Source organism: Pyxidicoccus sp. M15 (assembly GCF_056858435.1).
Map to the genome: position 1 here is coordinate 4,174,682 of NZ_CM166495.1, position 23,673 is coordinate 4,198,354.

Annotated in this window: 20 protein-coding genes; 3 read left to right on the forward strand and 17 right to left on the reverse strand. The window is 71.4% G+C overall.

Translation table 11 applies throughout. The features are described 5' to 3' along the window. Positions 1-262: 262 nt before the first annotated feature. Positions 263-1,120: a zinc metalloprotease gene (locus ACX9TP_RS15720; protein WP_482980537.1), complete on the reverse strand. Its 858-nt coding sequence runs from the start codon at positions 1,118-1,120 to the stop codon at positions 263-265. Between the two features lie 190 nt (positions 1,121-1,310). Between ACX9TP_RS15720 and ACX9TP_RS15725 the strand changes: the two genes are divergently transcribed. Continuing rightward, complete coding sequence (locus tag ACX9TP_RS15725; protein WP_482980538.1) at positions 1,311-2,432, forward strand: tetratricopeptide repeat protein; 1,122 nt, start codon at positions 1,311-1,313, stop codon at positions 2,430-2,432. 4 nt (positions 2,433-2,436) lie between these two features. Here the strand turns inward: ACX9TP_RS15725 and ACX9TP_RS15730 are convergent, their stop codons facing one another. From ACX9TP_RS15730 to ACX9TP_RS15745, 4 genes are all read right to left on the reverse strand, one after another. Continuing rightward, a complete protein-coding gene (locus ACX9TP_RS15730; RefSeq protein ID WP_482980539.1) occupies positions 2,437-3,192 on the reverse strand; it encodes an energy transducer TonB in 756 nt (251 codons plus the stop codon). Positions 3,193-3,473: 281 nt separating this feature from the next. Next, a complete protein-coding gene (locus ACX9TP_RS15735; protein ID WP_482980540.1) occupies positions 3,474-4,235 on the reverse strand; it encodes an energy transducer TonB in 762 nt (253 codons plus the stop codon). Positions 4,236-4,409: 174 nt separating this feature from the next. After that, entirely contained in the window at positions 4,410-5,126 is a 717-nt protein-coding gene (locus ACX9TP_RS15740; RefSeq protein ID WP_482980541.1) for a response regulator transcription factor, read from the reverse strand. Beyond that, positions 5,123-6,955 (reverse strand): sensor histidine kinase, encoded by a 1,833-nt coding sequence (locus ACX9TP_RS15745; protein WP_482980542.1) that lies wholly within the window; start codon positions 6,953-6,955, stop codon positions 5,123-5,125. The genes ACX9TP_RS15740 and ACX9TP_RS15745 overlap by 4 nt, the downstream gene beginning before the upstream one ends. Positions 6,956-7,144: 189 nt before the next feature. Here ACX9TP_RS15745 and ACX9TP_RS15750 point away from each other — a divergent pair, with 189 nt between their 5' ends. Beyond that, entirely contained in the window at positions 7,145-7,894 is a 750-nt protein-coding gene (locus tag ACX9TP_RS15750; RefSeq protein WP_482980543.1) for a pyridoxal-phosphate dependent enzyme, read from the forward strand. Positions 7,895-7,900: 6 nt separating this feature from the next. On the opposite strand, the gene ACX9TP_RS15755 is transcribed toward ACX9TP_RS15750, so the two are convergent. Together ACX9TP_RS15755 and ACX9TP_RS15760 are read right to left on the reverse strand one after the other, a co-directional pair. After that, complete coding sequence (locus tag ACX9TP_RS15755; protein ID WP_482980544.1) at positions 7,901-8,668, reverse strand: hypothetical protein; 768 nt, start codon at positions 8,666-8,668, stop codon at positions 7,901-7,903. A 354-nt stretch (positions 8,669-9,022) separates the two neighbouring features. After that, positions 9,023-10,597 (reverse strand): VgrG-related protein, encoded by a 1,575-nt coding sequence (locus ACX9TP_RS15760; RefSeq protein ID WP_482980545.1) that lies wholly within the window; start codon positions 10,595-10,597, stop codon positions 9,023-9,025. A 162-nt stretch (positions 10,598-10,759) separates the two neighbouring features. Here ACX9TP_RS15760 and ACX9TP_RS15765 point away from each other — a divergent pair, with 162 nt between their 5' ends. Further along, on the forward strand, positions 10,760-11,755 hold the full coding sequence (locus ACX9TP_RS15765) for a hypothetical protein (protein ID WP_482980546.1): 996 nt from the start codon (positions 10,760-10,762) through the stop codon (positions 11,753-11,755). A gap of 238 nt (positions 11,756-11,993) precedes the next feature. On the opposite strand, the gene ACX9TP_RS15770 is transcribed toward ACX9TP_RS15765, so the two are convergent. The 10 genes from ACX9TP_RS15770 to ACX9TP_RS15815 all read right to left on the reverse strand — a co-directional run bounded on the left by ACX9TP_RS15770 (position 11,994) and on the right by ACX9TP_RS15815 (position 23,542). Beyond that, a complete protein-coding gene (locus ACX9TP_RS15770) occupies positions 11,994-12,530 on the reverse strand; it encodes a DUF6321 domain-containing protein (RefSeq protein ID WP_482980547.1) in 537 nt (178 codons plus the stop codon). Positions 12,531-12,641: 111 nt separating this feature from the next. After that, a complete protein-coding gene (locus tag ACX9TP_RS15775) occupies positions 12,642-13,703 on the reverse strand; it encodes a thaumatin family protein (RefSeq protein WP_482980548.1) in 1,062 nt (353 codons plus the stop codon). 187 nt (positions 13,704-13,890) lie between these two features. Continuing rightward, a complete protein-coding gene (gene nadE / locus ACX9TP_RS15780) occupies positions 13,891-14,886 on the reverse strand; it encodes an NAD(+) synthase (RefSeq protein ID WP_482980549.1) in 996 nt (331 codons plus the stop codon). 23 nt (positions 14,887-14,909) lie between these two features. Continuing rightward, positions 14,910-16,487: a class I adenylate-forming enzyme family protein gene (locus ACX9TP_RS15785; protein ID WP_482980550.1), complete on the reverse strand. Its 1,578-nt coding sequence runs from the start codon at positions 16,485-16,487 to the stop codon at positions 14,910-14,912. A 150-nt stretch (positions 16,488-16,637) separates the two neighbouring features. Next, positions 16,638-18,617, reverse strand: a complete 1,980-nt coding sequence (gene asnB, locus ACX9TP_RS15790) for an asparagine synthase (glutamine-hydrolyzing) (RefSeq protein WP_482980551.1) — start codon at positions 18,615-18,617, stop codon at positions 16,638-16,640. A 16-nt stretch (positions 18,618-18,633) separates the two neighbouring features. Further along, positions 18,634-18,888, reverse strand: coding sequence for an acyl carrier protein (locus ACX9TP_RS15795; RefSeq protein ID WP_482980552.1), 255 nt, complete (start codon positions 18,886-18,888; stop codon positions 18,634-18,636). A gap of 87 nt (positions 18,889-18,975) precedes the next feature. Beyond that, entirely contained in the window at positions 18,976-19,566 is a 591-nt protein-coding gene (locus ACX9TP_RS15800) for an acyltransferase (RefSeq protein WP_482980553.1), read from the reverse strand. Continuing rightward, positions 19,563-20,108, reverse strand: a complete 546-nt coding sequence (locus ACX9TP_RS15805; protein WP_482980554.1) for an acyltransferase — start codon at positions 20,106-20,108, stop codon at positions 19,563-19,565. The genes ACX9TP_RS15800 and ACX9TP_RS15805 overlap by 4 nt, the downstream gene beginning before the upstream one ends. Beyond that, complete coding sequence (locus ACX9TP_RS15810; protein WP_482980555.1) at positions 20,108-20,965, reverse strand: hypothetical protein; 858 nt, start codon at positions 20,963-20,965, stop codon at positions 20,108-20,110. The genes ACX9TP_RS15805 and ACX9TP_RS15810 overlap by 1 nt, the downstream gene beginning before the upstream one ends. A gap of 174 nt (positions 20,966-21,139) precedes the next feature. Next, positions 21,140-23,542 carry an ABC transporter permease gene (locus tag ACX9TP_RS15815; RefSeq protein ID WP_482980556.1) on the reverse strand — a complete coding sequence of 801 codons (2,403 nt, stop codon included), beginning with the start codon at positions 23,540-23,542 and terminating at the stop codon, positions 21,140-21,142. Positions 23,543-23,673 lie beyond the last annotated feature (131 nt).

The window sequence follows — 23,673 nt, forward strand, 5'->3', positions numbered from 1 at the left end:
AACCGGGGCCGGCCCCCCGCGCGAGGCTTTCCTCCCGCAGGGCTTCACGATGCCGCTCGGACCGGACACGTGGAGTCCTCGCCCGGAGGCCGGCCGTCCTGGAAGGAACGTTCATTCCACCTGGCAGCCGCCCGGATGGGCGGGCGGCGTGTCCTGTCCGCTCCTGACACGCGGCAGTCCCATCCACCCGCGGGTGGACGGTTCCCTGGCGGGCGGCCACGCAGGCCCGTCCGCCCGGGGGCTCCCTCACGTCACCCGCGACTCAGCGATACATGAGCGCCATGTTGTCCATGCGCACGCCCTGGCCGGGCGTGAACTCGTTCATGCAGGCGTCATCCGTGAAGCCCATGTAGTTGCGGACGGGGTCCGGCCCGGGGTCGGCCACGCACGTGTCCAGCCCCAGCGCGCAGGCGCCCGTGGTGGCATTGGACCTCGGCGTGTCCGCCACGCCGTCATCCGCCGAGCAGCCCTGCACCGTGTGATTCAGGCCCAGCCAGTGCCCCACCTCGTGCACGGCGCTGTCGCCCTGGTTGTACGGCGCCGCCGTGCCACCCGGCAGTGTCGAGTTCAGCATCACCACGCCGTCGTTCACCGGATTGGAGGCCTGGCTCCAGGGGAACGTCGCCCAGCCGAGCAGCCCGCCGCCGGGGTTCGCCAGGTACAAATTGAGCGACTCCTTGCCGCCCCGGCGCAGCGCCGTCTTGGCCATCCGCTCCGCCGAGCCGCCCGGTGTCAGGGCATACCAGGTGGCATTCGTGGTCCGCGTGGTGAGCACGTGGTCGAAGTAGAAGGGCGTGCCGCTGTAGGCCGAGTTCAGCACCGCAATCTGCGCGCTCACCACCGAGTCCGGCACATTGCCCTGCGTCGTGGCCGTCCCGGAGCGAAGCACGTGCACGTACGTGGGCACGCGCACCGTGCCCGGCAGCCGCGTCGCGCGCACGTCGCGCTCCGCCAGCCGCGTCTCCACGCGCGCCAACTCCGCCGCGTCCGCGTCCCCGGTGCCACACCGCGCCTCTTCCACTACGGCGGAGGTCGGCTCCTCCACCGGCTCCAGCGTCCCACCACAACCCCACGCCAACAGGCCCCCCACGGCGAGCGCCAGCGTGCTGCTTCGCTTCATCCCCTGCATCCGCATGTCTCCTCCTGTGTGCCCAACGTCAGTCATGAACCAGGGAGAACCGTACTCCCCGGGACTGGAGGAAAACGAGGCGCGCCGCGCCAGGACCATGTCTTTTCATTTCGGGTGCGCGGTGACCCGGTGGCCGGCGCATAGACTGGGTGCGCCGCATCCACGGAAAGGGCTTGCCCGCTTGAACCGCTCACTCATCGCCGCCGGCTGTGCGCTCGTCCTGGGCTGTGCGTCGTCGCAGAAGCCCGCTCCCGTGTCGAAGCCGGAAGTCCACTCCGCCGCCACGAAGCCCCGGCCGGAGCAGCCGCGGTACCTGTCTCCGTCGGAAATCGCGAAGTGGCTGGAGGCGTCGGAGGTGTCCTATCGCGTAGAGGGGAAGGACTCGCCGCCGGGAGGCTGGGGAGACCAACTGTGGCCCCAGCGCGTGCAGGCGGTGGAGTTCCCCCGCGTGGTGGTGGAGAAGGGCGAGCGCGTCGTCCGCGAGTGGCCGGAGAACCCGGAGGCGCGCAAGCTGCTCGACGAGGCCGAGCCCCTCTTCCAGGCGAAGAAGTACGAGGAGGCGGGGAAGTTCTACGCGCGCGCCACCGAGGTGTGCCCGGACTGCTACATGGCCTGGAACTTCCGGGGCGACGCGGCCCTCTTCGCGGATGACGCGGCCACCGCGCTGGCGCACTACCGCAAGGCCACCGTCCTCAACCCGGATGACCACCGCTCCTGGTTCTTCATGGGCAACGCGCTCGCGAAGCTGGGGCGCTTCGACGAGGCGCTCGACGCGTGGGGCATGTGCCTGACGCTCAACCCGCGCTACCCCGTCATCCGCCAGTTCTTCCAGACGTACTCACACCTGGGGCTCGTCATCCGCGAGGACGCCATCGTCCCCCGTGGCTACGCGGAGCGCGTGGGCGAGGAGGTCTCCATCCAGTTCGACCCCAACCACGACCTGGGCTGGTTCGCCTTCGCCAACTGCAAGGCGCTGTGGCTGGGCGAGCCCTCCCACCGCAAGGAGATGACCGGCACCACCGAGGAGCACTTCACCTCCGTGGAGGAACTGGAGTGCCTGGGCGTCGCGCTCGTCGTCCACGAGGACCAGAAGGCGCGGGGGAAGACGGACGCGTCGGACCCCACGCTGGACCGGCTGTATGTCATTGCGAAGGACGGCATGCTGCTGGAGGCGGTGCTCTTCGAGGTGGCCACCCGCGTGCACCCCCAAATCGCTCTCACCCAGGATGACACCGTCCGCCAGCGCCTGAAGGCCTACGTGCTCAAGCACGTGCTGGTGCCGGCGGGCGGCGTCGACCTGTGAGGCCCTACCGGGGCAGCTTGAGCCGGAGGGTGAAGACGTAGGACACGCTGACCGCCTTGCCCTGGTACGTCACCGGGCGGTAGCGCCAGCTCTCCAGCGCGTCCACCACCACCTCGTTCATGTGCGGCAGGCCCCGGATGACGCGGCAGTCGCGCACGCTGCCCTCCACCGTGATGACGCACCTGGCGATGAGCGTGCCCTCCACCTGGGCCGCGCGCGCCGCGGGCGTGTAGTCGATGGGGGTGACGCGCACCTGCGTCGGCGGCGTCATGCCCTGGCCGAAGGGGAGGACCTCCGTGCCCGTGGGGCCCTGGCCCGTGCCTCCCGGGAGGCCGGGGACGAGCGGCACCCCGATGACCGTGCTGTTCGGGTCTCCGTCCGGGTGGCCGCCGGCCACGCCCTCGCCCGGGTCCGCCACCTCGTCGGTGTCGCTCGAGTCGGAAGGCGGCGTGTCGTCCACCGGAGGCTGCGGGTCCGCCGGCAGCGGCTGCACCTTGCGGGGGGCGCGGTCCGGGTTGCGCGGGCGGGGCTTCGGGGCGACGGCCTGCTTCGGGGCGGCGGGCGCCGGCGAGCCCTTGGCCAGGTTGGGGCCCGGGCTCAGCCGGAGGACGTAGTCCTTCTCCGGCTCGGGCGGCAGCTCCGCGGGCCTCGCGGAGATGAAGAGCACCGCGGCGAACAGCGCCGCGTGCGCTGCGATGGACAGCCACATGCCCGTGCCAAGACGCCCTGCCCGCTGCCGCTCGATGACTGACTGGAACATGGTGGAAGGCCTCCTCCAAGGACGGGCGCTCCCGGCATCCGTCCGCTCCCCACGGGCGGATGCCGACGTGTTCGGTTGCTTCTGGAGCGCCCTGACCACGCAAGAGTCAAACTACGCAGTCGCCCCCTCGGAATGGCCGTGGCCCGTCCATCTCTTGGTCACGGTTGTGTCATGGGGAAAGCCCGCTCGCTCCAGGTGCTGGCGCACCCCTGAAACGGCACCGCCCTCCTTCCCGCCAAGAGGGGAGGAGGGCGGCGCAATCACGCATGCGCGAGGGCGCGCTAGCGGGGCAGCTTGAGCCTGACGGTGACGTGATAGGACACGGACACCGGGCTGCCCTGGAACGTCACCGGGCGGTAGCGTCGGGTCTCCAGCGCTTCCACCACCGCCTCGTCCATATAGGCCAGGCCCTTGAGGACGCGGCAGTCCCGCATCCGTCCCTCGCGGGTGATGACACACTTGGCGATGAGCGTGCCTTCCACCTCGGCCGCGCGCGCCAGGGACGTGTATTCGATGGGCGCTCCGCTCAGCATCACCGGCGGCGTCATGCCGTCGCCGAAGGGAAGGTGCTCCACGTCCGTGGCTCTGCGCACCAGGTCCCCGGAGATGCCCGTGGGCAGCGGGCCGTCGGGGAGCAGGCTGTCCGGGTCTCCGTCCGGGTGGCCCACGGGGCCGCTCGTGCCCACGGTGTTGGCGACCGCGTCATTCCTGCCCGTGGACGGCGTCGTGTCGGGCTCGGGCGGGCGCGGGTCCGTGGGCAGCGGCTGGGGCGTGCGGGGCGCGCGGTTCCTGTCCCGGGGCCTGGCGCGAGGGGTATGGGCCTGCTTCGGAGGCACGGGCGCCGGGGTGCCCCTGCGCACGCTCGGGCCCCGCGGCACGATGATGCGCATGCCGTCGTACGGGTCCTTCTCGGGCGGCGGCTCCGGAGGCCGCGCGGAGATGAAGAGCACCGCGGCGAACAGCGCCGCATGCACGCCGATGGACACCCACGTCCCCGTCCCCAGTCGCCCCGCCCGCTGCCGCTCGATGACCGACTTGAACATACCGGCTGGCCTCCCGCCTCGACGGGCGCTCCCGGTGGACCCACCGCCTGACGCGCGGCGGGCGACACCGGCGTGGGCGGATGGCTCTGGAGCGCCCTGTCCACGCACGAGTCAACCTACGTGGCGCGGACAGCGGGATGGCCGTGGGCCGGCCATCGCTTCATCACTGTTCTGTCACGGGGCGGAGAGCTCCATCCGGTAGCCCACGCCGCGAATCGTGTGGATGGTGAAACCCGACGTGCTCGTCCAGCCCAGCTTCTTCTTCAGGCTGGAGACGAAGTTGTCCACCGTGCGCGGGTCCACCACCACGTCCCGGCCCCACACCGCGTCCAGGATTTCCCCTCGCGGCAGGGCCCGGTCCTTGTGGCGCAGCAGGAAGGCGAGCAGGTCGAACTCGGTGCGCGTCAGCTCCACGTCCGTCCCGTCCGGCTTCGTCACCGCGCGCCGGCCCAGGTCCAGGGTGAAGCCGCTGAAGGTCATCACCTGCGGCGGGGGCGTGCCGGCCCGGCGCACCAGCGCGCGCACCCGCGCGAGCAATTCCCGCAGCCGGTAGGGCTTGGTGAGGTAGTCCTGCGCTCCCGCCTCGAAGCCCCGGAGGATGTCGTCCTCCAGCGAGCGCGCGGTGAGCATCATCACCATGCTCTTCACACCCTGGGAGCGCAGCCGCCGGCAGAAGGAGTAGCCGTCCTCGCCCGGCAGCATCACGTCCAGGATGAGCAGGTCGAACTCGCGCTCGCGCAGCAGCGGCTCGGCGTCGCGGGCGGAGGGGGCCTCGGACACCACGTACCCCTCATCCTGGAGGTTGTCGCGCAGGCCGACGCGCAGGTGGGCGTCATCCTCGACGATGAGGACGGAGGGGCGGGTGGTCGGGTTCGGAGTGGCGGTGGTCATCGGTACGACTCGTGAAAGGTGAGAGCGAAGGTGGTGCCTTCAGGACTGGAGGTGGCCACCTGGATGTCGCCTCCATGCAGCCGCATGATCTTCCGGCAGAGCGCCAGCCCCAGGCCACTGCCGTGGACCTCCGGCCCCGGCTGGGTCAGCCGGTAGAAGTCCTGGAAGACGTTCTCCCATTCGTTCTCGGGCATGCCCACGCCGTTGTCGCGGAAGAGCACCGTGCAGCCGTGGCCGGGAATCGTCTGCGCGGTGACGGAGATGCACACCGGGCTGCGCCGGTTGTAGGCGCACGCGTTGCGGCCCAGGTTGGCGAAGAGCAGCCGCAGCAGCGAGGGGTCCGCCTCCAGCTCCGCGTCGCCCACGTCCGTCACCAGGTCCACCGGCACCGTCGTGGCGCTGGCCAGGTCGTCGCGCAGCGGGTTGACCAGCTCCTCCAGGCGCACCCGCGAAGTCCGCAGCTTCCAGCGGCCCTTGTCGATGCGGTTGAAGGACAGGATGTTCTCCACGAGGAAGTGCAGCCCGTCGGCGGCCTGGACGATGCGCGCCGGGTAGTCGCGCACCTCGGGCGTGTGCGCCAGCTTGCGCTCCAGCGTCTCGCCCAGCAGGCGGATGGAGGCCAGCGGCGTGCGCAGCTCGTGCGAGACGGTGGCCACGAAGTCGCTCTTCAGCTCCAGGAAGCGGTACTTGCGCTGCTGTGACACCACGGACAGCGCGAAGATGGCCATGGCCAGCGCGCCGCACAACGCCACCAGCACCGTCTTCAGGCCGTAGCGCGCCTCGATGTCCGCCTCCGCCCGCGCCCACTGCGGCATCTCCGCGCGCACCCGCAGCGTGCGCATGGGCTGCACGGTGTGTTCCGTCTTGAGGCTCAGCGTGCCGTCCGCGTCGAGCAGGCGGCGCGCGCGCAGGTCATCCGCGATGGGGCGCAGCAGCGCCACCACGTCCACGGCGATGCCATAGACGGCCTCCTCGTTCTTGGGCTCCACGTACCACGTGTCGCCAATCAGCGTCGGCTCCACCAGCCCGTCCGGCATCACCAGCGCGCCGGCGCCCACCTCGCCCGCGCGGTCCAGGAAGTCACGGGTGGGCTCGCCCAGCACGGTGCTCAGCCGGACGATGTGCTCGTGGAGGAAGTCGAAGTCCGACTGGGTGAAGCGCGAGCGCTCGCGCAGCAGGTCTCGCTGGAGGCCCGAGGCCCGGGCGAAGCCGCCGAAGTCCTCCGGCAGGCCCTCGCGCAGCAGCGCCCGCACCAGCGGCTCCGTGTCCTTTCCGCGCTGCAGCCGCTCCAGGGTCAGCACCAGGAAGGGGAGCTCCTGCACCGCGGGCAGCGGGTTGGCGGCGTGGTAGCGCAGCAGGTCCTCCACCAGCCGCCCCACGCCTCGGGTGTTGCGGGCCGCGAGCGCCGCCTCCACCGCGCGCAGCCGCGCCAGGCGCTGCTCCCACTTGCCCGCGGGCGAGCCGTCCGCGAGGTGTGCCTCGAGGACGAGGTACGCGTCGCGCGCGGGCGTCCGGTAGCCGGCGCTGGGGCGGGTGAGGCGGGGCAGGAACTGGTAGTTGCGGAAGAGGAGGTAGAAGCCCTCGGCCGGGGCCAGCGGGTCACCCACCGCCTCGTGGAGCGCGGGGATGGTCTCCTCGAGCAGCCGGGCCAGGCTCTGTCGGAGCGACTCGGAGGCGGCGTGCTCCAGCGCCTCGCGGCGCAGGCGCACCTGGGCGTGGGCCTCCTCGCGCTCCTGGCCGAAGATGCGCTGCAGGCTGACCAGCCCCCAGCCGAGAGCCAGGAGGCCGCAGCCCAGGGCCACGAGGGTGGGGAGGAGGCGGCGCAGCATGAGAGTGCGACGCCGACTATCGCACAGCCTCCAGCCCCCCGAGGCTTTTCGCGTGGGCCCGGAGGAGGAGACGAGTGTCCTCGGAGGGCGGACAGGCGGACTTCCGGTCCACGGGCCGACAGCGTGGGACGGCGGGCCGTGGCGCCCGGGCCTCCCGAGGGAAAGCCTGGGGGCTGGAGGCTGCCCCGCATGCGCGTCGTCTTTCCGCTGTCGCGTCCCTGGCCTGGAGGCCCCGTGGTGCTGTGGGGCGGAGCGCTCCCCGCCGGCAGCCTCAAGTACCTCACCTTCTCGCGGTACCTGGAGTCCTCACTCCCGGAGGGGGCAAGGGGGCTGGTGGAGCTGTCCGGGGCCGCCACCGCGCTGGCGCTGGACGCGCTGGGGCGGGAGCGGGGGCTGCCGGTGGTGGCGGTGACGGACGCGGCGGGGACGGGCTACCTGCGGACGAACGGGTTCGGCGGCGAGGTGCGCACCGTGCGCGGGCTCGCCGAAGCCTGGGAGCTGGCGCGGGGCTACGAGCGCGACGGGTGGTGCTGGCCGCGGCAGCTGGCCAACGGGGAGCTGGTGGAGTGCGTGGCGTCGTGGGCCGTGCGGCTGCGCGAGGTGGTGCGCGACGTCTTCCCCGCGGTGAGGAGCGTGGTGTGCGGCTTCGGCACGGGCGCCACGGTGGTGGGGCTGCACCGGACCTTCACGGCGGCGGGCTACGAGGTGGTGGGCGTGCAGCCCGCCCCGGGTCGCTCGCTGCCCGGCTGGCGGCGCTGGGTGGAGCAGAGCCTGGGGGAGAAGGACCTCTTCTTCCCGTACCGGGAAGAGGTGGCGCTGGAGACGGCGAGGCCCCGGGATACGGATGGCCTGGGCGCGCTGCTGGCCTGGGCGCGCGAGGAGCCCAGGCCGGAGGAGGTGCTCATCATCTCCCACAACGCGCGGCCCCCGGGGGGCTGAGGCGGGCTACGGCTGCTGCCCGCCGGCGCGCTCACCACGAGGCCCGCGCTGGCGGCCGCCGCCTCCGCCCTCCTCGCGGCGCATCTCCTGGTACTTCGCCTGCTGCTCCTCGTTGAGCAGCGCGCTCATCTCCTGGTCCGTCTGCTGGCGCTCGGCGCGCAGCTCCTGGCGGATGTCGCGCGGGTTCTTCGTGCCGGCCTGCACCTCGGCCATGAGCGCCTGGCGCTTCGAGTCCTCGGCCTGCATGCGGCGGGTGAGCGCCTGCTCCTGGTTGTAGTTGAGCTTCGCGTCGCTCACGAACTGGCGCAGGCGCTCCGCGCGCTGCGACTGGGCCTGGACCTGCGCCTGGGCCCACTCCTGCTGGCGGGCCTCGCGCTGCTCGTTGCGCATCTCCTCCTGTGCGGCGCGCACGGCGTCCTTCAGGTAGGCGCGCCCGCCCTCGGAGTTGAGGGCCTCGCCCGCCACCATGCCGCGCACCTCGGCGCGCAGCTGCTCCAGCTCCGCGGTGAGCGCCGCGGGGGCCGCCACCATGCCGCCGTCCGCGGAGACAGCGGGCCGCTGCTCCAGCGCCATCAGCCGCCGGGACAGGCCGAGCGCGGTGTCCTCCAGCGCCCGCACGCGCCGCTCCAGGTCCTCCACGTCGGCGTCGACCATGGCGGGGGGCGCGTCTTCCGGCGAGGGGGGCGGAGTCGCGGGCTCACCGGGGCCCATGAGGGAGACCGCGAGCGCCGCGGAGGCCAGGACGAGGGAAGCGATGCCGAGGAGCTTGTTCATGTCTTCTCCGACGCGGAAGGGAGGCCCGTATTCCATACCCCGCCCGTACGCCCGGCTCCACCCACCGTCCGGGTGGGTCGCCCGCCTCAGCGCCGCTCGGCGGGCTTCGTCGGGTCGTCCATGTCGATGGGGCCCTGGCCCGGGCCGTACTTCATGGCGCAGTCATCGCACATCCAGAAGCGCACGATCATCCCGTTGTCGTCGTTGGAGCTGAACGTCGAGCCGAGGTCGGGAGGAGGGAGCGCGGCGTGTCCGAAAAGCAGAAGCCGCGCGCAGGTCCCGTTTCCCGGGCCGGCGCGCGGCTTCGTTCTTCGCGGGCACCCGGCGCGCAGCCGGGGCCTTCAGGCGGTGGGGCTAGGCGTTGCGGCGGACCATGGAGACCTCGAACTGACGGTCCGTGACGTAGCCGGTGGCCTTGCTGCCCGCGCGGTACATCTTCCCGTTGTCATCCACGTAGAAGCGGTTGTTCGGGTTGGTGTCGGCGCCCTTGGCCGTCTGCTTCGTCCCCGGGTCGTGGAAGGTGTAGTAGGTGCGGCCCTTCTCGTCGACGCCGCGGCCGGTGATGACCACGAAGTGGTCCGTGAGCCCGTCCGCGTTGTAGCTGGCGTCCTTGTGGCTGACGCCCACGACCACGGGCTTGCCCGCGTCGAGCTGCGAGTCGATGTACTTGCGGCCCTCGGCGGCCTTCTTCGGGTCCACCGTCACCTGGCCCTTGGAGTTCTCGCTCGTGGCCACCTGGATGCGCTTGTCCGGGCCCGTCACGGTGGCGCCGGCCGCCTTGGCCATGGCCACCGCCGCGTTGAAGCACGCGGTGTCGTTCGGGGTGTAGCCGTGGCCGCCCTCGAACTGGCTGTAGTAGGGGACCTTGACCTTCGTCGCTTCCTTCGAGCCCGGCTTCTCGACAGGCGTCGAGTCGGTGGGCTTCGCGGCGGGCTTGGTCTCCGGCTTCGTCGCGGGCTTGGTCTCCGGCTTCGCGGCGGGCTTGGTCTCCGGCTTCGTCTCGGGCTTCGCCGTGTTCGTCGTCGGGCCTGCCGCCTGCTCCTTCTTGAGCTGGGCGAGGGCGTCCTTCGACTCATTCACGAAGCGGTTGGCGACGCTCTGCTGCACCTTCGCGGAGTTCTTGCGGAAGTGGACCAGCTCGCCGTTGTCGTTCTTCCGGCCGCGCTCGGCGTAGACCGCCTTGATGATCTCCTCGTCGCTCATCTTCGCCGGGTCCTTGCCCTTGAGCGCGGCCTTGAAGATGTCGTCGGAGTTGTTGCGGTGCTGGACGGAGGTGGACCAGGCCACGTCCTGCAGCGCCTTCGAGCGCGTGGTGACGTCCAGGCCGGTGGTCTTCTTGATGTCCGCCACGGCCGGGTCGTAGTGCGTGCGCTTGATGGCGTCGTGCTGGGCCTGGAAGAAGCGCTCCGGCTCCTTCGCGGCCAGGTCCTTCCACGCCTTGGTGAACTCGGGGCTGCCGGGCGTCTTGCCGGACAGGGCCTTGTGGTAGTCGGGGTAGGTGTTCTTCAGCCCGTCCACGAACTCCTTGGCGGAGCCCGTCTTGGTGGCGAACTGGTAGGAGCCGTAGGACACGCCGCCCGCGTCACCACTGCCGGAGGAGACGGTGCCGGGACCGGTCGCCTCGTACTTGCGGCTCAGGCTGCCCAGGTCCGCCGGGGCGGCGCCCTGGGTGGTGGGGGTGGTCTCCGGCTTCGTGGCCGGCTTGGTGGGCTGGTAGTTGTCCACCTTCGGCTGCGTCTTGCCCTTGGTGGTCTCGGTCGGCTTCGCGTCGAAGCCGTCGGTGATCTTCAGGACCTGACCCGCGTTGATGCGGTTCGGGTCCTTGATGTTGTTGGCCTTGGCCAGAGCATCGACGGTGGTGTTGTGGCGCTTGGCGATGGCCGACAGCGTGTCGCCCGACCGCACCTTGTAGTTGCTGACGCTCGTCATGGTCCGCTCCCCGCGCGGGGACTTGCGGCCCCCGGCTCACTCGACACGCAGTCGAGGATTTCCCTCTATTATCGCGGAGTTCTGTTGTTTGTTGCTTGGGCGGGAGCGAGCGGTCGGGGCTGTGCAACCCTTCGGATTCATTGAGATGGGGAGGATGCAACGATGAGCAGGCAAGCGTCGCTGGGCCTGGTGATGGTGGCGTGGGCGGTGGTGGCCGTGGCCCAGCCGGCGGGGGATGTCACGGGCGTGTATCGCAAGGACGGCGGGGAGCTGGCGGTCCTCCAGGGCGACAAGGAGACACTGCTCCACTACAGCGCCGGCTTCCCGCAGGGGCAGAGCGTGGGGACGTGTGAGTGCCCCTTGATGCTCCAGCGGAAGGAGTCCGCGGCGCGCTGGGCGCTGAAGAGCACGGACGCCGACGACACGTGGACGCTGCGGCTGGAGTCCGGCGAGCTGGTGCTCGAGGACGGAAGCCCCGGATGCTGCGGCGCGGGCTGGCCGGGCCGGGACGTCTTCGCGCGCAAGGCGATGACGCCCCTGCAGGGCTGCAAGGTGAAGGCGCCGCGCGCTTACTTCCACGACTCGGACGAGAAGAACACGCAGCGCAAGGCCTTCGTGGTGACGGGGGACGCGGTGCAGGTCTACGTGCCGTCCCTGGAGCCGGACCTGGTGCCCGCGCGCTTCGTGGGGCCCAAGAGCTCCACCGTGGGCCTGCTGCGTCGGGATCAGCTCGACTGCAAGGCGCAGGGCAGCGCGGCATCGGCCGACGCCGGAGCGGTCGACGTGAAGTCCCTCGCTGGTCGCTGGGTGCAGGTGCAGCGCAAGGGCAAGGGGTACGTCATCGAGCGGCCCTGCTCGTCGGGCACCCCCGCCTTCACGCTCGAGGCCAGCGGCGCGATGAAGGCCGAGTATGGCCAGGAGGACGAGCAGCTGAAGGTGACGGGCTCGAAGCCCGGCGCGGCGGGCGCGTACACGCTGGAGGTGACGGACGCCAGCGGCGCCCGCCAGACGCTGGCGTGGACGGTGACGGACGCGAAGAAGGGCGTCGTGCGTCTCAAGGGCGGCACCGGCTTCTTCCGCGACGGCACGCTCTTCGTCCGCGAGGACAAGAAGGGCGGCATCCCCGTGCGCGCCGAGAAGTGCGACGAGTACGAATAGCCGCGGTGTCTCCCGGAGCCGCTCGGAGCAGAGGACGGGCGAGCGCGCGACCGTGGCGGAGGGCGCCTGCTGCGCACGGAGCGGGGCCCGTGCCGCGCGGGCACTGCTGGGCGCGGCGGGGCGTTCCTCTTCCGTGACGCCCGTGCCGGGGTTACCGCTTCGCATGGCGCGGGGCCCGTGCTGCGCGGGTACTGCCGCGCGCGGCGGGGCGGTCCTCTTCCGTGACGCCGTGCCGGGGTTACCGCTTCGCGCGGCGCGCGGGCGTCTTCTTCCGTGACGTCGTGGCCGTGCGCTTCTTCGCCGTGGCGCGCCGAGCCGCCGCGGCCGGACGGGCCCGGGTCTTCTTCGTGCCCGTACGGGTCGCCCTGGTCGGCTGGGCCCGGCTCTTTCTGGCGCCCGTCTTCTTCGCGGCGCCCCGCTCCTTGGTGGCCTGGTAGCGCTCCAGCAGGCGGGTGCCCTTCGCGGCCAGACGCTTCGCACCGGCGGCGTCGCGGGGAACGGGCTCGCCCCAGGCATGGGCCGACAGGGCCAGCCGCGTCGGCTTGCCATTCGCGTCCTTCATGGGCCCGCGCGGGTGGGCGAAGTGGCGGCGCAGGAAGCTTCCCTTGCGCCGCATCTTCTCCGGCGTATCGGCCTTGCCCGTGACGCCGGGCTTGAGGTTCGCGCCCTCCTTCTCACGAAAGTAGGCGCGTCCCGCGGCGGTGAGCCCGCCCTTCGGGTTCTTGCGCGTGCGGGCCCTCGAGCTTCGTCCCTGTATCGTCGAGCGTGTCGGCATCCTGCCTCCTCGGGTATGTCGGCTGCTTCCCGTGAAGAGGTAGGGGCTCCATGTCAGGAGGGCACCCCGCCACTCGGGGGCCATCGCTTGTCCGCTTGCCGACCTCGGGGGTCAGTTCGGGCAGAAGAACGTCACCTCGTACTGCGCGCCCGCCTCGCACGTGTAGAGGCCATTCCCGTCGTCGTACGAATAGGCGTACGTCTGCGCGCAGTACTTGTGGATGGTCTCCACGTAGTCCGTCGTCGTGACGGGGCCGGTCCGGCACTGGCCGGGCGACACGGGCGGCGTGGGGCAGCAGTACATGGCGGCCTGCGGGTCCGTGGGGGCGTACGTCGTCCCGTCGAACGGCGGGTTGGGCAGGCTCTGCCACTGCGACCCCGTCAGCTTCGCGCAGGGCGAGGCACAGCCAGCGATGGTGCTGCTCGTGCCGCCATCCGCGTACGGAAGCATGACGAGCAGGTTCTCACTGTCGAGGCTGGGGTAGTTGCCATTCGTGCTCAGGTTCTCGCTGGTGGGGCAGTGGTCGAACGTGAGCGCCGAGCAGTCGATGACGCCGCCGTCCGGCCCGCCGGAGCAGCCGCCCTTCACGTCCACGCGGTAGGGCAGGGTGTAGCCGTCCACCATGCTGGTGTCCCAGTTGTCCGTCGTGCCCACGGTGACGCTCGGGTTGGAGGGGTTCACCTGACACGCGCCCGCATCCACCGAGGACAGACAGCCGAAGGTCCCCTCGAACTTGGAGTCCACGGCGGGGCCGCAGCCGATGCCGTCGGGGCAGGTGAAGCCATCGCTGGGAGGGCCGCCGCTCTGGCCAATCTGGCAGTTGTTGCCGGTTTCGTCGCAGCCCATGCCAGGCCAGAACCGCGTCGCCGCGAGCCCGATGTCCGGGATGGGGTAGTCGTACGAGTCCCCCTTGTTCGCGAGCTTGATTTGATTGGGCGCGTTGAGCGTCCCGCCTCCTGCGCCCACGAGCGAGAACACCCAGATGGGTTTGTCACACCCGTTGGTGATGCGCAGCCGTGTGGGCTGTGCGCTCGTGCCAGGTTCGCGGCCCACCGCCGGAGCGGGCGTGGTGCGACAGCGCACGGTGGCCGCGCCGGCGAGGATGAGCAGCGCGACGCCCGCGAGCTTCCAGGCGGGAGAGAGGGAAGAGGGAGACGTGGGCTGGGTCGTCATGGGAACTCCGGGGAACGCCGGGGGGAAACGGCAACGGCGGCCACCGCTTCAGCAAGCGATGTGCCGCCGTCAACACTAGGGTCACCCGCACGACGCATCCCACGTCCCGCGACGTCCTCCCGTGCGTCGACACGCGGGAGGTGGGGGCGACGCGTCGGAGTTTGCAACCCGACGCGTCGGAGGACGCTCAGCCGAGCTTGAACGCGTCCAGCTCCGGCACCTTCTCCAGCAGCAGCGGGGAGGAGTGGAGGTACGCGGTGGAGCGGCGCTTCTGGTCGATGTCGTCGTAGACGCGCTGCACCTGCGTGGGCGTCAGGCCCATCACCTGCGCGGCCTCGTCCGTGGACACGCCGTGATTCTTCGCCCACATCAGCAGGTCCAACTGGGAGTAGTGCACGGAGAAGTAGAAGTCCTCCTGCGACTGCGGAAGGCTGAACGTGTCCGTGGTGGGCTCGCCGCTGGTGATTTCGTCGATGACGCCCAGGTGCTTCGCCAGCCGGTACACCTGCGTCTTGTAGAGGCCGGCAATCGGCTTCACGTCCGCCGCGCCGTCACCGAGCTTCACGAAGAAGCCCTGGTCGTACTCCAGCCGGTTCGGCGTGCCGGCGACGGCGAAGTTCAGCCGGTCCGCGTGGAAGTAGTCCATCATCTTCCGGGTGCGCTGCTTGAAGTTCGTCGCGGCGACAATCTGCGTGTACGCCTGCGGCGAGAGGCGGAAGCGGCGCTCCTCGCCGTTCACCTGCACCACCACGTAGAAGAAGTTCACCGCGTCCGTGTTCAGCCGGTCGCCGTGCATGACGATCTTCCACTTCATGTCCGGGGTGAACTCGGGGAACACCGAGCGCACCGCCTCGTCGCGCTGCCGGTAGCAGCCCGCCGCCTCGAGGATGGGGGCGATGTCGTGGAGCTGGTGCTTGATGCCCAGCTTCTCGCAGAGCTTGCGGCCCAGCTGCGAGCTCCACCCGCTGGAGTCCTTCTCCGGCAGGAGGATGCCGAACACGCGGTCCGGCCCCAGCGCGCGCACGGCGAGCGCGGCCACGCAGGCGGAGTCGATGCCACCGGAGATGGCGACCACCAGCCCGCGCTTGCGCAGCTTCTTCAGCACCGCCTCGCGCAGCCCCTCGGACAGCTCGGCCGCCTTGGCCTCCCAGTCCAGCTCCAGCACCTGCTTCGAGAACTTCATCGTGTCCACCCCTCAGGAATCCCTTACGAAGAACCGACTGACGAAAAACGCGTGCGCAGCTCCGCCTTGAGCACCTTGCCCGCGGGCCCGCGCGGAAGCGCCTCCGAGAACACCACGTGCTTCGGCACCTTGTGCACCGGCAGCGACTCGCGGCAGAAGCGCCGCAAGTCGTCCTCCTTCACCTCGGCGCCCGCGTGCAGAACCACCACCGCGCAGGCCGCCTCGCCGCCCAGCGCGTCCGGCACGCCCACCACCGCCACCTCCTGGACCGCCGGGTGGCGCGCCAGGTGGTGCTCGATTTCCGCCGGGCTCACCCGGTGGCCATTCACCTTGAGGATTTCCTTCGCGCGGCCCACCAGGAAGAAGAAGCCGTCCGCGTCGCGCCAGGCCAGGTCGCCCGTCCACAGCCAACCGTCCTTCAGCACGGTGGCCGTCTCCTCGGGCGCGCCCAGGTAGCCCGGCGTGACGTTGGCGCCCTTCGCCACCAGGTGGCCCGTCTCGCCCACGGGCAGCGGCGTGCCGTCCTCCGCCACCACGCGCAGCTCCACGCCGGGAATGCCCAGGCCGATGGAGCCCGCCTTCTCCCGCGCATGCTTCGGCGGCAGGTAGCTCAGCCGCGCGGTGGCCTCCGTCTGGCCGTACATGACGTACAGCTCCGCCGGGTGGAAGGCCTCGCGCGTCCACTGCGTCGTGTCCGGCGCCATGCCTCCGCCCGCCTGGGTGAGGTAGCGCAGCTTCAGCTTCGACAGCGTCTCCGGGCTGGCCTGACGCTTGAGCAATTCGAAGGTGAGCGGCACGCCCGCGAAGCCGGTGCTGCCCTCGGCGGCCATGGCCTCCAGCACCACCTGCGGGTACATGAAGCGCGGGTCCAGGAACACCGAGCCGCCCGCGAGCAGGTGCGTCTGCAGCACGCTCTTCCCGTAGCAGTAGTGCAGCGGGAGGATGAGGTGCGCCCTGTCCGACGGTGACAGGCCCAGGTACTCGACGATGGAGCGCGTGTTGGCGGCGATGTTGCCGAACGTCTGGATGACGCCGCGGGGCGTGCCCGTGCTGCCGGACGTGTAGACGATGGCCGCGTGCGCGTCGGACGGCGTGGAGGGCAGCGCTTCCAGCGGAGCGGCCCTGGCCTCCGCGTCCAGCGCGCCGTCCTCCTGCACCCACGTGCACACGGCCGGCGCGAGCACCTGGAGCATGCGCTCCGGCGGGCGCGCGGAGTGCACCACGTAGAAGTGGCGCAGCGTCGTCCTGCCGGTCCACCTGCGTGCGTCCTGGCCGAAGAGGAAGGCGTGCCGCGCGCCCGTCTGCGCGAGGATGGCGTCCAGCGACGTGGCGCCGGACTCGCGGTCCAGCTCCACCGCGCACGCGCCCAGCGCCTGCACCGCGAGGCCTGCCACCACCGCCGCCGAGCCCAGCGGCAGGGCGATGAGCACCTTGTCTCCCGGCCCCACGCCCGTCGCGCGCAGGTGGCCGGCCAGGGCCAGCATCCGCTCCGCGAGCTGCCGGTAGGTGAGCCGCACCCACGGCGAGTCCACCGCGGATGCGTCCGGCGTGCGCTCGGCGTGGCCCAGCACCCACGCGGGGGAGGAATCCGTTGCGCTCATGTCGCCTCCCGCATCAGCTCAAGCGCGTGCCTGGCGTGGCCCAGCACCCACGCGGGGGAGGAATCCGTTGCGCTCATGTCGCCTCCCGCATCAGCTCGGGCGCGTGCCTGGCGTGGCCGAGCACCCAGGCCGGCGAGGAATCCGTCGCGCTCATGCCGCCTCCAGCACCACCGCGTCCACGTCCGCCGCGGGGGGCGGCTTCGGGTGGAGGAAGTGGTGGGCCAGCAGCTGCGTGGATGCGATGGCGAACAGCGCCATGGTGTCCGCCTCGCTCTCCGCGGCGTTGGGCGCGCGCAGCTTGGCCACGAGCCGCTCCGCCTTCTTCGCGTCGAACACGCCCACCTTCGCCACCGCCTCGGGCGCGAGCAGCTCGCGCGCCCAGGCCGGCGCGTCGGGGCCCACCAGCGCTCCGGCGATGGGGGCGCGGTAGGGGAACTTGCTGCGCTCCAGGATGGAGGCGGGCACCTTGCCCCGCGCGAAGCGCTTGAGGAGGTGCTTCTCGTCCAGCCCCTTGAGGCGCAGCCGCTCCGGCACGCGCGCGGCGAACTCCATCACCGCCGTGTCCAGGAAGGGGAAGCGCCCCTCCACCCCGTTGCCCAGCAGCATGCGGTCCCCCTGCGCGGACAGGAGGTAGCCGGACAGCAGCGTCTTCGCCTCCAGGTACTGCGCGCGCGCCAGCGGCCGCCACCGGGCCACGTGCTCCGGCACCGACTGGAGCACCGACGCCACCGGGTCCTCGTCCGCCACGCGCGCGGCGAACTCCGGCGCGAGGAAGCGCGCAATCCGGCCGCTGTTGGACCAGCGCACCAGGTGCGAGAAGCCCAGGCTCCCCGGGTCCTCCAGCCCCATGCCGAAGAACTCGCGCAACAGCTCCACGTTCTGCTGGCTCACCGAGAGCGTGGGGTAGAGCCTGCGCAGCAGCAGCGGGCGGTACTTCGACGCCGGCTGGCGCGCCCAGAACTGGCGGACCTTCGTCTCCTTGAAGAGGTCGTAGCCGAGGAACATCTCGTCCGAGCCCTCCCCGGTGAGGACCACCCGGATGCCGTTCTCCCGCACCCACTCGCTCAGGCGCAGGAAGGGCGCGGGCGCGGAGCGCATCATCGCCTGCTCGGCGTGGAAGATGACGCCGGGCACCAGCTTGCCGATGTCCCCGTCCCGCATCTCCACCACGCGGTGCTGCGTGCGCAGCTCGTCCGCCACGGTGGTCTGGTGCTGGCGTTCGTCGAACCGCGCGTGCGCGAAGCCCACGGAGAAGGTGCGCAGCGAGCCGCCCAGCTGCTCCTGTGCCAGCGCGCACAGGAGGCTGGAGTCCAGCCCGCCCGACAGGTACGCCGCCACCGGCACGTCCGCGCGCAGTCGCAGCCGCACCGCGCGCTCCAGCACCGCGCCCAGCTCCTCCAGCAGCTTCGGCGCATCCGCGGCCTCCGGCGTGACGCCGAAGTCCAGGTCCCAGTACCGGAAGACCTCCAGCTTCCCGTCCTGGAAGCGGGCCGAGTGCGCGGGAGGCAGGAGGCTGACGCCCTCGAACGAGGTGCGCGGTGCCACGGGCGACCAGAGCGCGAAGGTCTGCTTGAGGCCCCGTGCGTCCAGCGTCGGCGTCACCAGCCCGCCCGCGAAGAGCACCTTGGCCTCGGAGCCGAACGCCAGGTGCCCGCCCGGAAGCTGCGCGTAGTACAGCGGGCAGATGCCCACGCGGTCTCGCGAGAGCCAGAGCGTCTTGTCGCGCGGGTCCCAGAGGGCGAAGGCCCACTGGCCCTCGAAGCGGCGCACGCAGTCGATGCCCCACGTGAGGAACGCGGCGAGGATGACCTCCGTGTCCGAGCGCGTGCGGAACGCGTAGTGCGCGGAGAGCTGCTCGCGCAGCTCCACGTAGTTGTAGATTTCACCGTTGAAGACGACGGTGAGTCCCGTGCGGGCGTCCCGCATGGGCTGGTGGCCGCCCTCCAAATCGAGGATGGAGAGCCGCGTGTGGCCCAGGCCCACGCCGTCCAGCAGCAGGGCCCGCTGCGCGTCGGGGCCGCGGTGCCTGATGCTGGCGGTCATCCTACGCAGCCGCTCGGCGGACTCCTGCCGCGCGGCTGCTCCGGCGCCCCCGCCCGCCGGAAGGGTGAAACCCGCGATGCCACACATGGTGGTGCTCCCTCTCTCAGCCCGCCTGCGGCAGGCGCTGCTGCTGCTTCTTCTCGACGAAGGCCACCACGCGCGTCAGCGAGTCCAGGTTCTCCGGCACCAGCTCGCGGTCCTCCAGCTTGAGGCCGAAGTCCTGCTCGAGGAATGCCACCAGCTCCATCATGCCGGTGGAGTCGATGAGGCCCTTGCGGAGGAAGGAGTCGTCGTCGGCGAACTCGTCCACGAAGAAGGTGTCGACGATGAAGCTGCGGATGCGCTCACGAGTGCTCATGGTTGTCTGGGTCCTGTCCTGAATGAGGTGTGGATGGAAGGCGCCGGGGCTGGAGCAGCCGCCCCGGGGGTGAAGAGGGTAGGGCGCTCAGGTCCCCGACTCGCGGGCGACCAGCTCCAGGCTCATGTTGCGGGCGGGGTTGCCCATGGCGAGCGAGTCCGGTGGCACGTCCTGCGTGACGATGCTGCCGGCGGACACCACCGAGCGCGCCCCCACGCGCACCCCCGGCATGATGATGGCGCCATGGGCCACCCAGACGTCGTCTTCGATGACGATGGGCGCGGTGCGGTGCCCGTCGCGGTCCCCCACGCGGACGAACGAGGCGAACATGCACCGCTCGCCCAGGGTGATGGACTCCCACGCCTCCAGCGAGACGCCGTAGTTGAACTGCGTGTCCGAGCCGATGGCGAGCCGCGCCCCCGGGTGGCACACCAGCGAGCTGGGCATCATCCCGCCCACGAAGGTGAGCCGGTCTCCCAGCTGAATCGTGCCCTCGTTCTTCACCGTCATCGGGCCGTAGGCGGCCACGTTGCGGCCCACCGACTGCACCGAGCGGAACAGCCAGCGCGCGCGCGCCAGGGCCACCGCGCGCAGGGCGCGGGGCTCCATGGTGTCGCGCAGCCCCTGGAGGTGGTTCATCCACGCGGACAGCGGCAGGGCGGAGAGTCTCGGGTTCATCCGGCCACCTCGCGGCGCAGCACCCGGGCCGGCGAGCCTCCCACCGTCACACGGGGAGGAATGCGGCGGGAAATCACGGTGCCGGGGGCCACGGTGGCGCCCTGCTGCACGTGCGCGCCCGGCAGGAGGATGGCGCGGCTGCCCACCGTCACCCCGTCCTCGATGAAGAGCGGGACCGAAGGGGGGCGCTCGTGCCGGTTGCCCCGGAGCGGGTGGTGCTGGTTGTCCATCACCTTGCAGAAGGCGCCCAGCCTGGCGCCCGCGCCCACGGTGATGGACTGGAGTGCCTCCAGCGAGGCGCCTCCGTCGATGGTGACGTCGTCACCGAGGACGATGCTGCCGCCCTGCATCGCGTGCAGCTCGATGGGAGCCATCCTCCCGTCCAGCACCACGCGGTGGCCCAGTCGAACCTCGCCGGAGCCGTGAATCCATACGCGGCCGAGCACCGTGGGGGCGTCCCCTACCGCCCGGCAGCGTCGGAGCTTCAAGCGCGAGAGGAGTGTTCCCAGCTCGCGCGACAGGGGAACGGGGAGCGGGCTCATCACGGTGTGGCTTGTGGGGGAATGGGAGGCTGCACGGCCGGTGCCGGCAGGGCGGACAGGAAGGCGAGGAACTCCTTCGCCATGCGGGCCTGCCCCGCGGCGTTGAGGTGGCCGCCGTCATCCGAGTACGCCGGCACCATCGCCGGCCACGTCTGTCCGTTCAGCTCGTACGTCTCCGGCGTCCCTTCGGCCGTGGTGGACTCGAGCACCGCCAGGTCGAACAGCGGCTCCCTGCCGCCGTACGTCTGGCGCAGCAGCTGGTTGAAGTTCTCGCGCTGCACGTTCTCCGAGAGGCCCCACACCGGCTTGCCGAGCAGCTCCTTCAGCCATGCCTTGGCGCCGCGCTGCACGGTGGTCAGCGGAACGGTGACGTGCACGAAGGTGGTCCCCGGGTGGCGCGCCTTCAGGCCTTCCATGGTGGCGCGGTACTTCTCGAAGAGAGCGCGGGTGTCCGTGGTGCCGTTGAAGTCGATGTAGCAGAACTTGAAGAAGGCCACGTCCGCCCCCCTCGCGACGCCCGCATCCATCAGACGCTCGAAGTCCGCAATCTTGGATTCGGGCTTCATGTTTTCGCCCACCATGGCGTGGGCGATGGTGCCGGGAGCCACCGGCTGGCCGGGGTCCTTCAGCTCCACCACGCGCGGGGCGGAGGCCACCTGCTTGACGCCGTCCAGGATGTTGCCGCCCACCGACTGGTGCCCGAAGAAGATGCGCCGCTGGGACAGCGTCTCCAATGACCCGCCCGAGGACGAAGCCGGAGGCGTCGCGGCGCTCGCCACACCGTGCAGGGCCATGAGCAGGATGGCCGGAAGCACCAGCGCGCTCACTCGCACAAGAAAGGTCCAGTCGAAGTGCATGCGGACTCTTAAACCCGACGCTTGCCAAGCGTCAAAGGGTCAACGGTCCTGGATGCGCGGTCGACTTTCTTGAGCCCCGGAATGACTGGAGGTGGATTGGACCCGCCCCCCTGGCCAGCTGGAAAGCGAGAGGCCGGCCAGAAGGGGATTGACACCCACGGCGCGGGCGCCGCGCTACTCCGAGCGCAGGGAGATGGCGGGCGACACGCGGCTGGCGCGGAGCGCGGGCAGCCAACTGGCGAGCAGGGACACCCCGGCCAGCACTCCGGCGACGCCCAGGAAGATGGTGGGCTCGCTGGCGTCCACGCCGTACAGCAGCGAGGCCAGCAGCCGCGTGCAGCCGAAGGCGGCCAGCAGCCCCACGCCCACGCCCACCAGCGTCAGCCGCAGGCCCTGGCCCAGCACCAGCCGCAGCACCTGCCGCGGGTGCGCGCCCAGCGCCAGGCGGATGCCCAGCTCCCGCGTGCGCTGGCCCACGGTGTAGGCCATGACGCCGTAGACGCCCACGCCGGCCAGCACCACCGCGAGCAGGGCGAAGGCGGCCAGCAGCCGCGCCGTCGCCGTGGGGCGCAACAGCTGCCGGTCCACCCGGTCCGCGAAGGGGGCCAGGTCATAGACGGGCTGCTCCGCGTCCACCGCCTTCACCTCCTGGCGCACGGCCGTCACCAGCGGGGCCTGCGCGCCCCGGCCGCGCAGGAGCAGCGTCACGGAGGGGATGGGCATCTGCGCCAGGGGCAGGTACACCTCCGGGCGGGCGGGGAGGGTGAGCCGGTCCGCCCGCACGTCCGCCACCACGCCGACGATGTCGTGGAACGCCGAGTCCCCGTTCCAGTCCAGCTTCACCCGCCGGCCCAGGGCCTCCCCCGTGCCGAGGTAGGCCCGGACGAAGGCCTCGTTGACGATGGCGACGGGGGCGCCCGTGCCCGTGTCCTGCGGGCCGAACGCCCGGCCCTGCCGGACGGGGATGCGCATGGCGCGGAAGTAGTCCGGGCTGGCCACCCGGTACTCGGCGAGGTACCGCTCACCGGGCTGCGGCGCGCCGCCCTCGAGGACGAAGTCCCCGTTGGTGTTGCTGTTGCCCAGGGGGGCGTCGTTGATCATCCCCGCCGCCTCCACCCCGGGGAGCGCCGCCACGCGGCCCAGCAATTCGTCGAAGAAGGCGGCCTTGCGCGGGCCGTCCGCGTACTTCGCGGCGGGCAGCGACAGCCGCGCGGACAGGAGCCCGTCCAGGTCGAAGCCCAGGTCCACCGCCTGCACGTTCTGCAGGGTGCGCACCATGAGGCCGGTGCCCACCAGCAGCACCAGCGCCAGCGCCAGTTGCACCATGACGAGCGCGTTGCGCAGCGGGTGGTGCGCGCGCGCCCCCGCGGCGCTGCCGGACTGCTTCAGGAGCGGCAGCACGTCCATGCCCGAGGTGTGCAGCGCGGGCGCCAGCCCGAAGAGCAGCCCCGCGCCCACGGACAGCGCCGCGCTGAAGGCCAGGGCCGGGCCGCTGAGCTCCACCGGCGTCACCCGCAGCATGTTGATGGGCAGCAGGGTGCGCACCAGCTCCAGGCCCCACAGCACCAGGAGCAGCCCCATTGCCCCGCCGAAGAGCGCCAGCAGCAGGCTCTCCGCCAGCGCCTGCTGCATGCGCCGGCCCCGGCTGGCCCCCAGCGCCGCGCGGATGGCGCCGTCGCGCTGCCGCGCCAGCGCCCGCACCAGCATGAGGTTGGCCACGTTGGCGCAGGCGATGAGCAGCACGAAGGCCACCGCCCCCCACAGCGTCCACAGCATGGGGCGCATGTTGCCGGTGAGGTGCTCCTGCCAGGTGAGCAGCGTCACCCCGTGCGGCGCCTCGCCGGCATCCGCGGAGTCGATGAGCGTGGCCACCCGCGCCAGGTCCGCGCGCGCCGCCTCCAGCGAGGTGCCGGGGGCCACCCGGCCCAGCACGGACAGGTAGTGGCTGCCCTGCTGTTGCGCGTCCAGCCAGTGGGGCAGCCAGACCTCCGCCTCATGGGTGAACTCCGGGAAGGTGAAGTCCTCCGGGAGCACGCCCGCCACGGTGTAGCTGCGGCCGTCCAGCACCACCGTCTGGCCCACCCCGGGTGTGCCCGTGAGCGCCCGCTTCCAGAAGCCGTGGCTCACCACCACCACGGACGCCGGCTGCCCGGCCTGCGCGTCCTCGTCGGTGAAGTCGCGGCCCTGGACGGGCCGCACCCCCAGCGTGGAGAAGAAGTTGGTCGTCACCAGCCCCGCGCGGACGCGCTCCGGCGACTCCCCTCCGGTGCGGTTCAAGTCCCTCAGCCCGAAGCCCGCCAGCTGGGAGAAGCCCTTGCCGTGCTCCCGCCAGCCGAGCAGCTCCGGGTCCGCCACCGACGCCTGGTCCATGTTCCCCGTCTGCTTGCACCAGACGCGCACCAGCTCCCCGGCCTCGGGGAAGGGCAGCGGCCGCAGCAGCATGGCGTGGATGGCGCTGAAGAGGACGGTGTTCGCCCCGATGGCCAGCGCCAGGGTGATGCCGGCCGCCAGCGTGAAGCCGGGGGTGCGCAGCAGGGTGCGCAGCGCGTAGCGGAAGTCCTGTCGGAGCGAATCCATGGCCAGGGGCCAGAGCGAAGGCCATGCCAGCACCGCGACAGGGGGCAACCCCCCGGCTTTGCGGGGCAGGCGCACCCGCGCGGCCCGGGCGGGCTGCACGGATGCGGGAAGTCGCGTCCCGGAAACGGACA

What these genes read in the sequence shown, in the direction of transcription:
- ACX9TP_RS15720 (WP_482980537.1), bottom strand. Translation starts at nt 1,120, where the DNA reads ATGAAGCGAAGCAGCACGCTGGCGCTCGCCGTGGGGGGCCTGTTGGCG.
- ACX9TP_RS15765 (WP_482980546.1), top strand. Translation starts at nt 10,760, where the DNA reads ATGAGCAGGCAAGCGTCGCTGGGCCTGGTGATGGTGGCGTGGGCGGTG.
- ACX9TP_RS15805 (WP_482980554.1), bottom strand. Translation starts at nt 20,108, where the DNA reads ATGAGCCCGCTCCCCGTTCCCCTGTCGCGCGAGCTGGGAACACTCCTC.
- ACX9TP_RS15740 (WP_482980541.1), bottom strand. Translation starts at nt 5,126, where the DNA reads ATGACCACCGCCACTCCGAACCCGACCACCCGCCCCTCCGTCCTCATC.
- ACX9TP_RS15735 (WP_482980540.1), bottom strand. Translation starts at nt 4,235, where the DNA reads ATGTTCAAGTCGGTCATCGAGCGGCAGCGGGCGGGGCGACTGGGGACG.
- asnB (WP_482980551.1), bottom strand. Translation starts at nt 18,617, where the DNA reads ATGTGTGGCATCGCGGGTTTCACCCTTCCGGCGGGCGGGGGCGCCGGA.
- ACX9TP_RS15800 (WP_482980553.1), bottom strand. Translation starts at nt 19,566, where the DNA reads ATGAACCCGAGACTCTCCGCCCTGCCGCTGTCCGCGTGGATGAACCAC.
- ACX9TP_RS15770 (WP_482980547.1), bottom strand. Translation starts at nt 12,530, where the DNA reads ATGCCGACACGCTCGACGATACAGGGACGAAGCTCGAGGGCCCGCACG.
- ACX9TP_RS15795 (WP_482980552.1), bottom strand. Translation starts at nt 18,888, where the DNA reads ATGAGCACTCGTGAGCGCATCCGCAGCTTCATCGTCGACACCTTCTTC.
- ACX9TP_RS15745 (WP_482980542.1), bottom strand. Translation starts at nt 6,955, where the DNA reads ATGCTGCGCCGCCTCCTCCCCACCCTCGTGGCCCTGGGCTGCGGCCTC.
- ACX9TP_RS15730 (WP_482980539.1), bottom strand. Translation starts at nt 3,192, where the DNA reads ATGTTCCAGTCAGTCATCGAGCGGCAGCGGGCAGGGCGTCTTGGCACG.
- nadE (WP_482980549.1), bottom strand. Translation starts at nt 14,886, where the DNA reads ATGAAGTTCTCGAAGCAGGTGCTGGAGCTGGACTGGGAGGCCAAGGCG.
- ACX9TP_RS15815 (WP_482980556.1), bottom strand. Translation starts at nt 23,542, where the DNA reads ATGGATTCGCTCCGACAGGACTTCCGCTACGCGCTGCGCACCCTGCTG.
- ACX9TP_RS15755 (WP_482980544.1), bottom strand. Translation starts at nt 8,668, where the DNA reads ATGAACAAGCTCCTCGGCATCGCTTCCCTCGTCCTGGCCTCCGCGGCG.
- ACX9TP_RS15750 (WP_482980543.1), top strand. Translation starts at nt 7,145, where the DNA reads ATGCGCGTCGTCTTTCCGCTGTCGCGTCCCTGGCCTGGAGGCCCCGTG.
- ACX9TP_RS15785 (WP_482980550.1), bottom strand. Translation starts at nt 16,487, where the DNA reads ATGAGCGCAACGGATTCCTCCCCCGCGTGGGTGCTGGGCCACGCCGAG.
- ACX9TP_RS15775 (WP_482980548.1), bottom strand. Translation starts at nt 13,703, where the DNA reads ATGACGACCCAGCCCACGTCTCCCTCTTCCCTCTCTCCCGCCTGGAAG.
- ACX9TP_RS15810 (WP_482980555.1), bottom strand. Translation starts at nt 20,965, where the DNA reads ATGCACTTCGACTGGACCTTTCTTGTGCGAGTGAGCGCGCTGGTGCTT.
- ACX9TP_RS15760 (WP_482980545.1), bottom strand. Translation starts at nt 10,597, where the DNA reads ATGACGAGCGTCAGCAACTACAAGGTGCGGTCGGGCGACACGCTGTCG.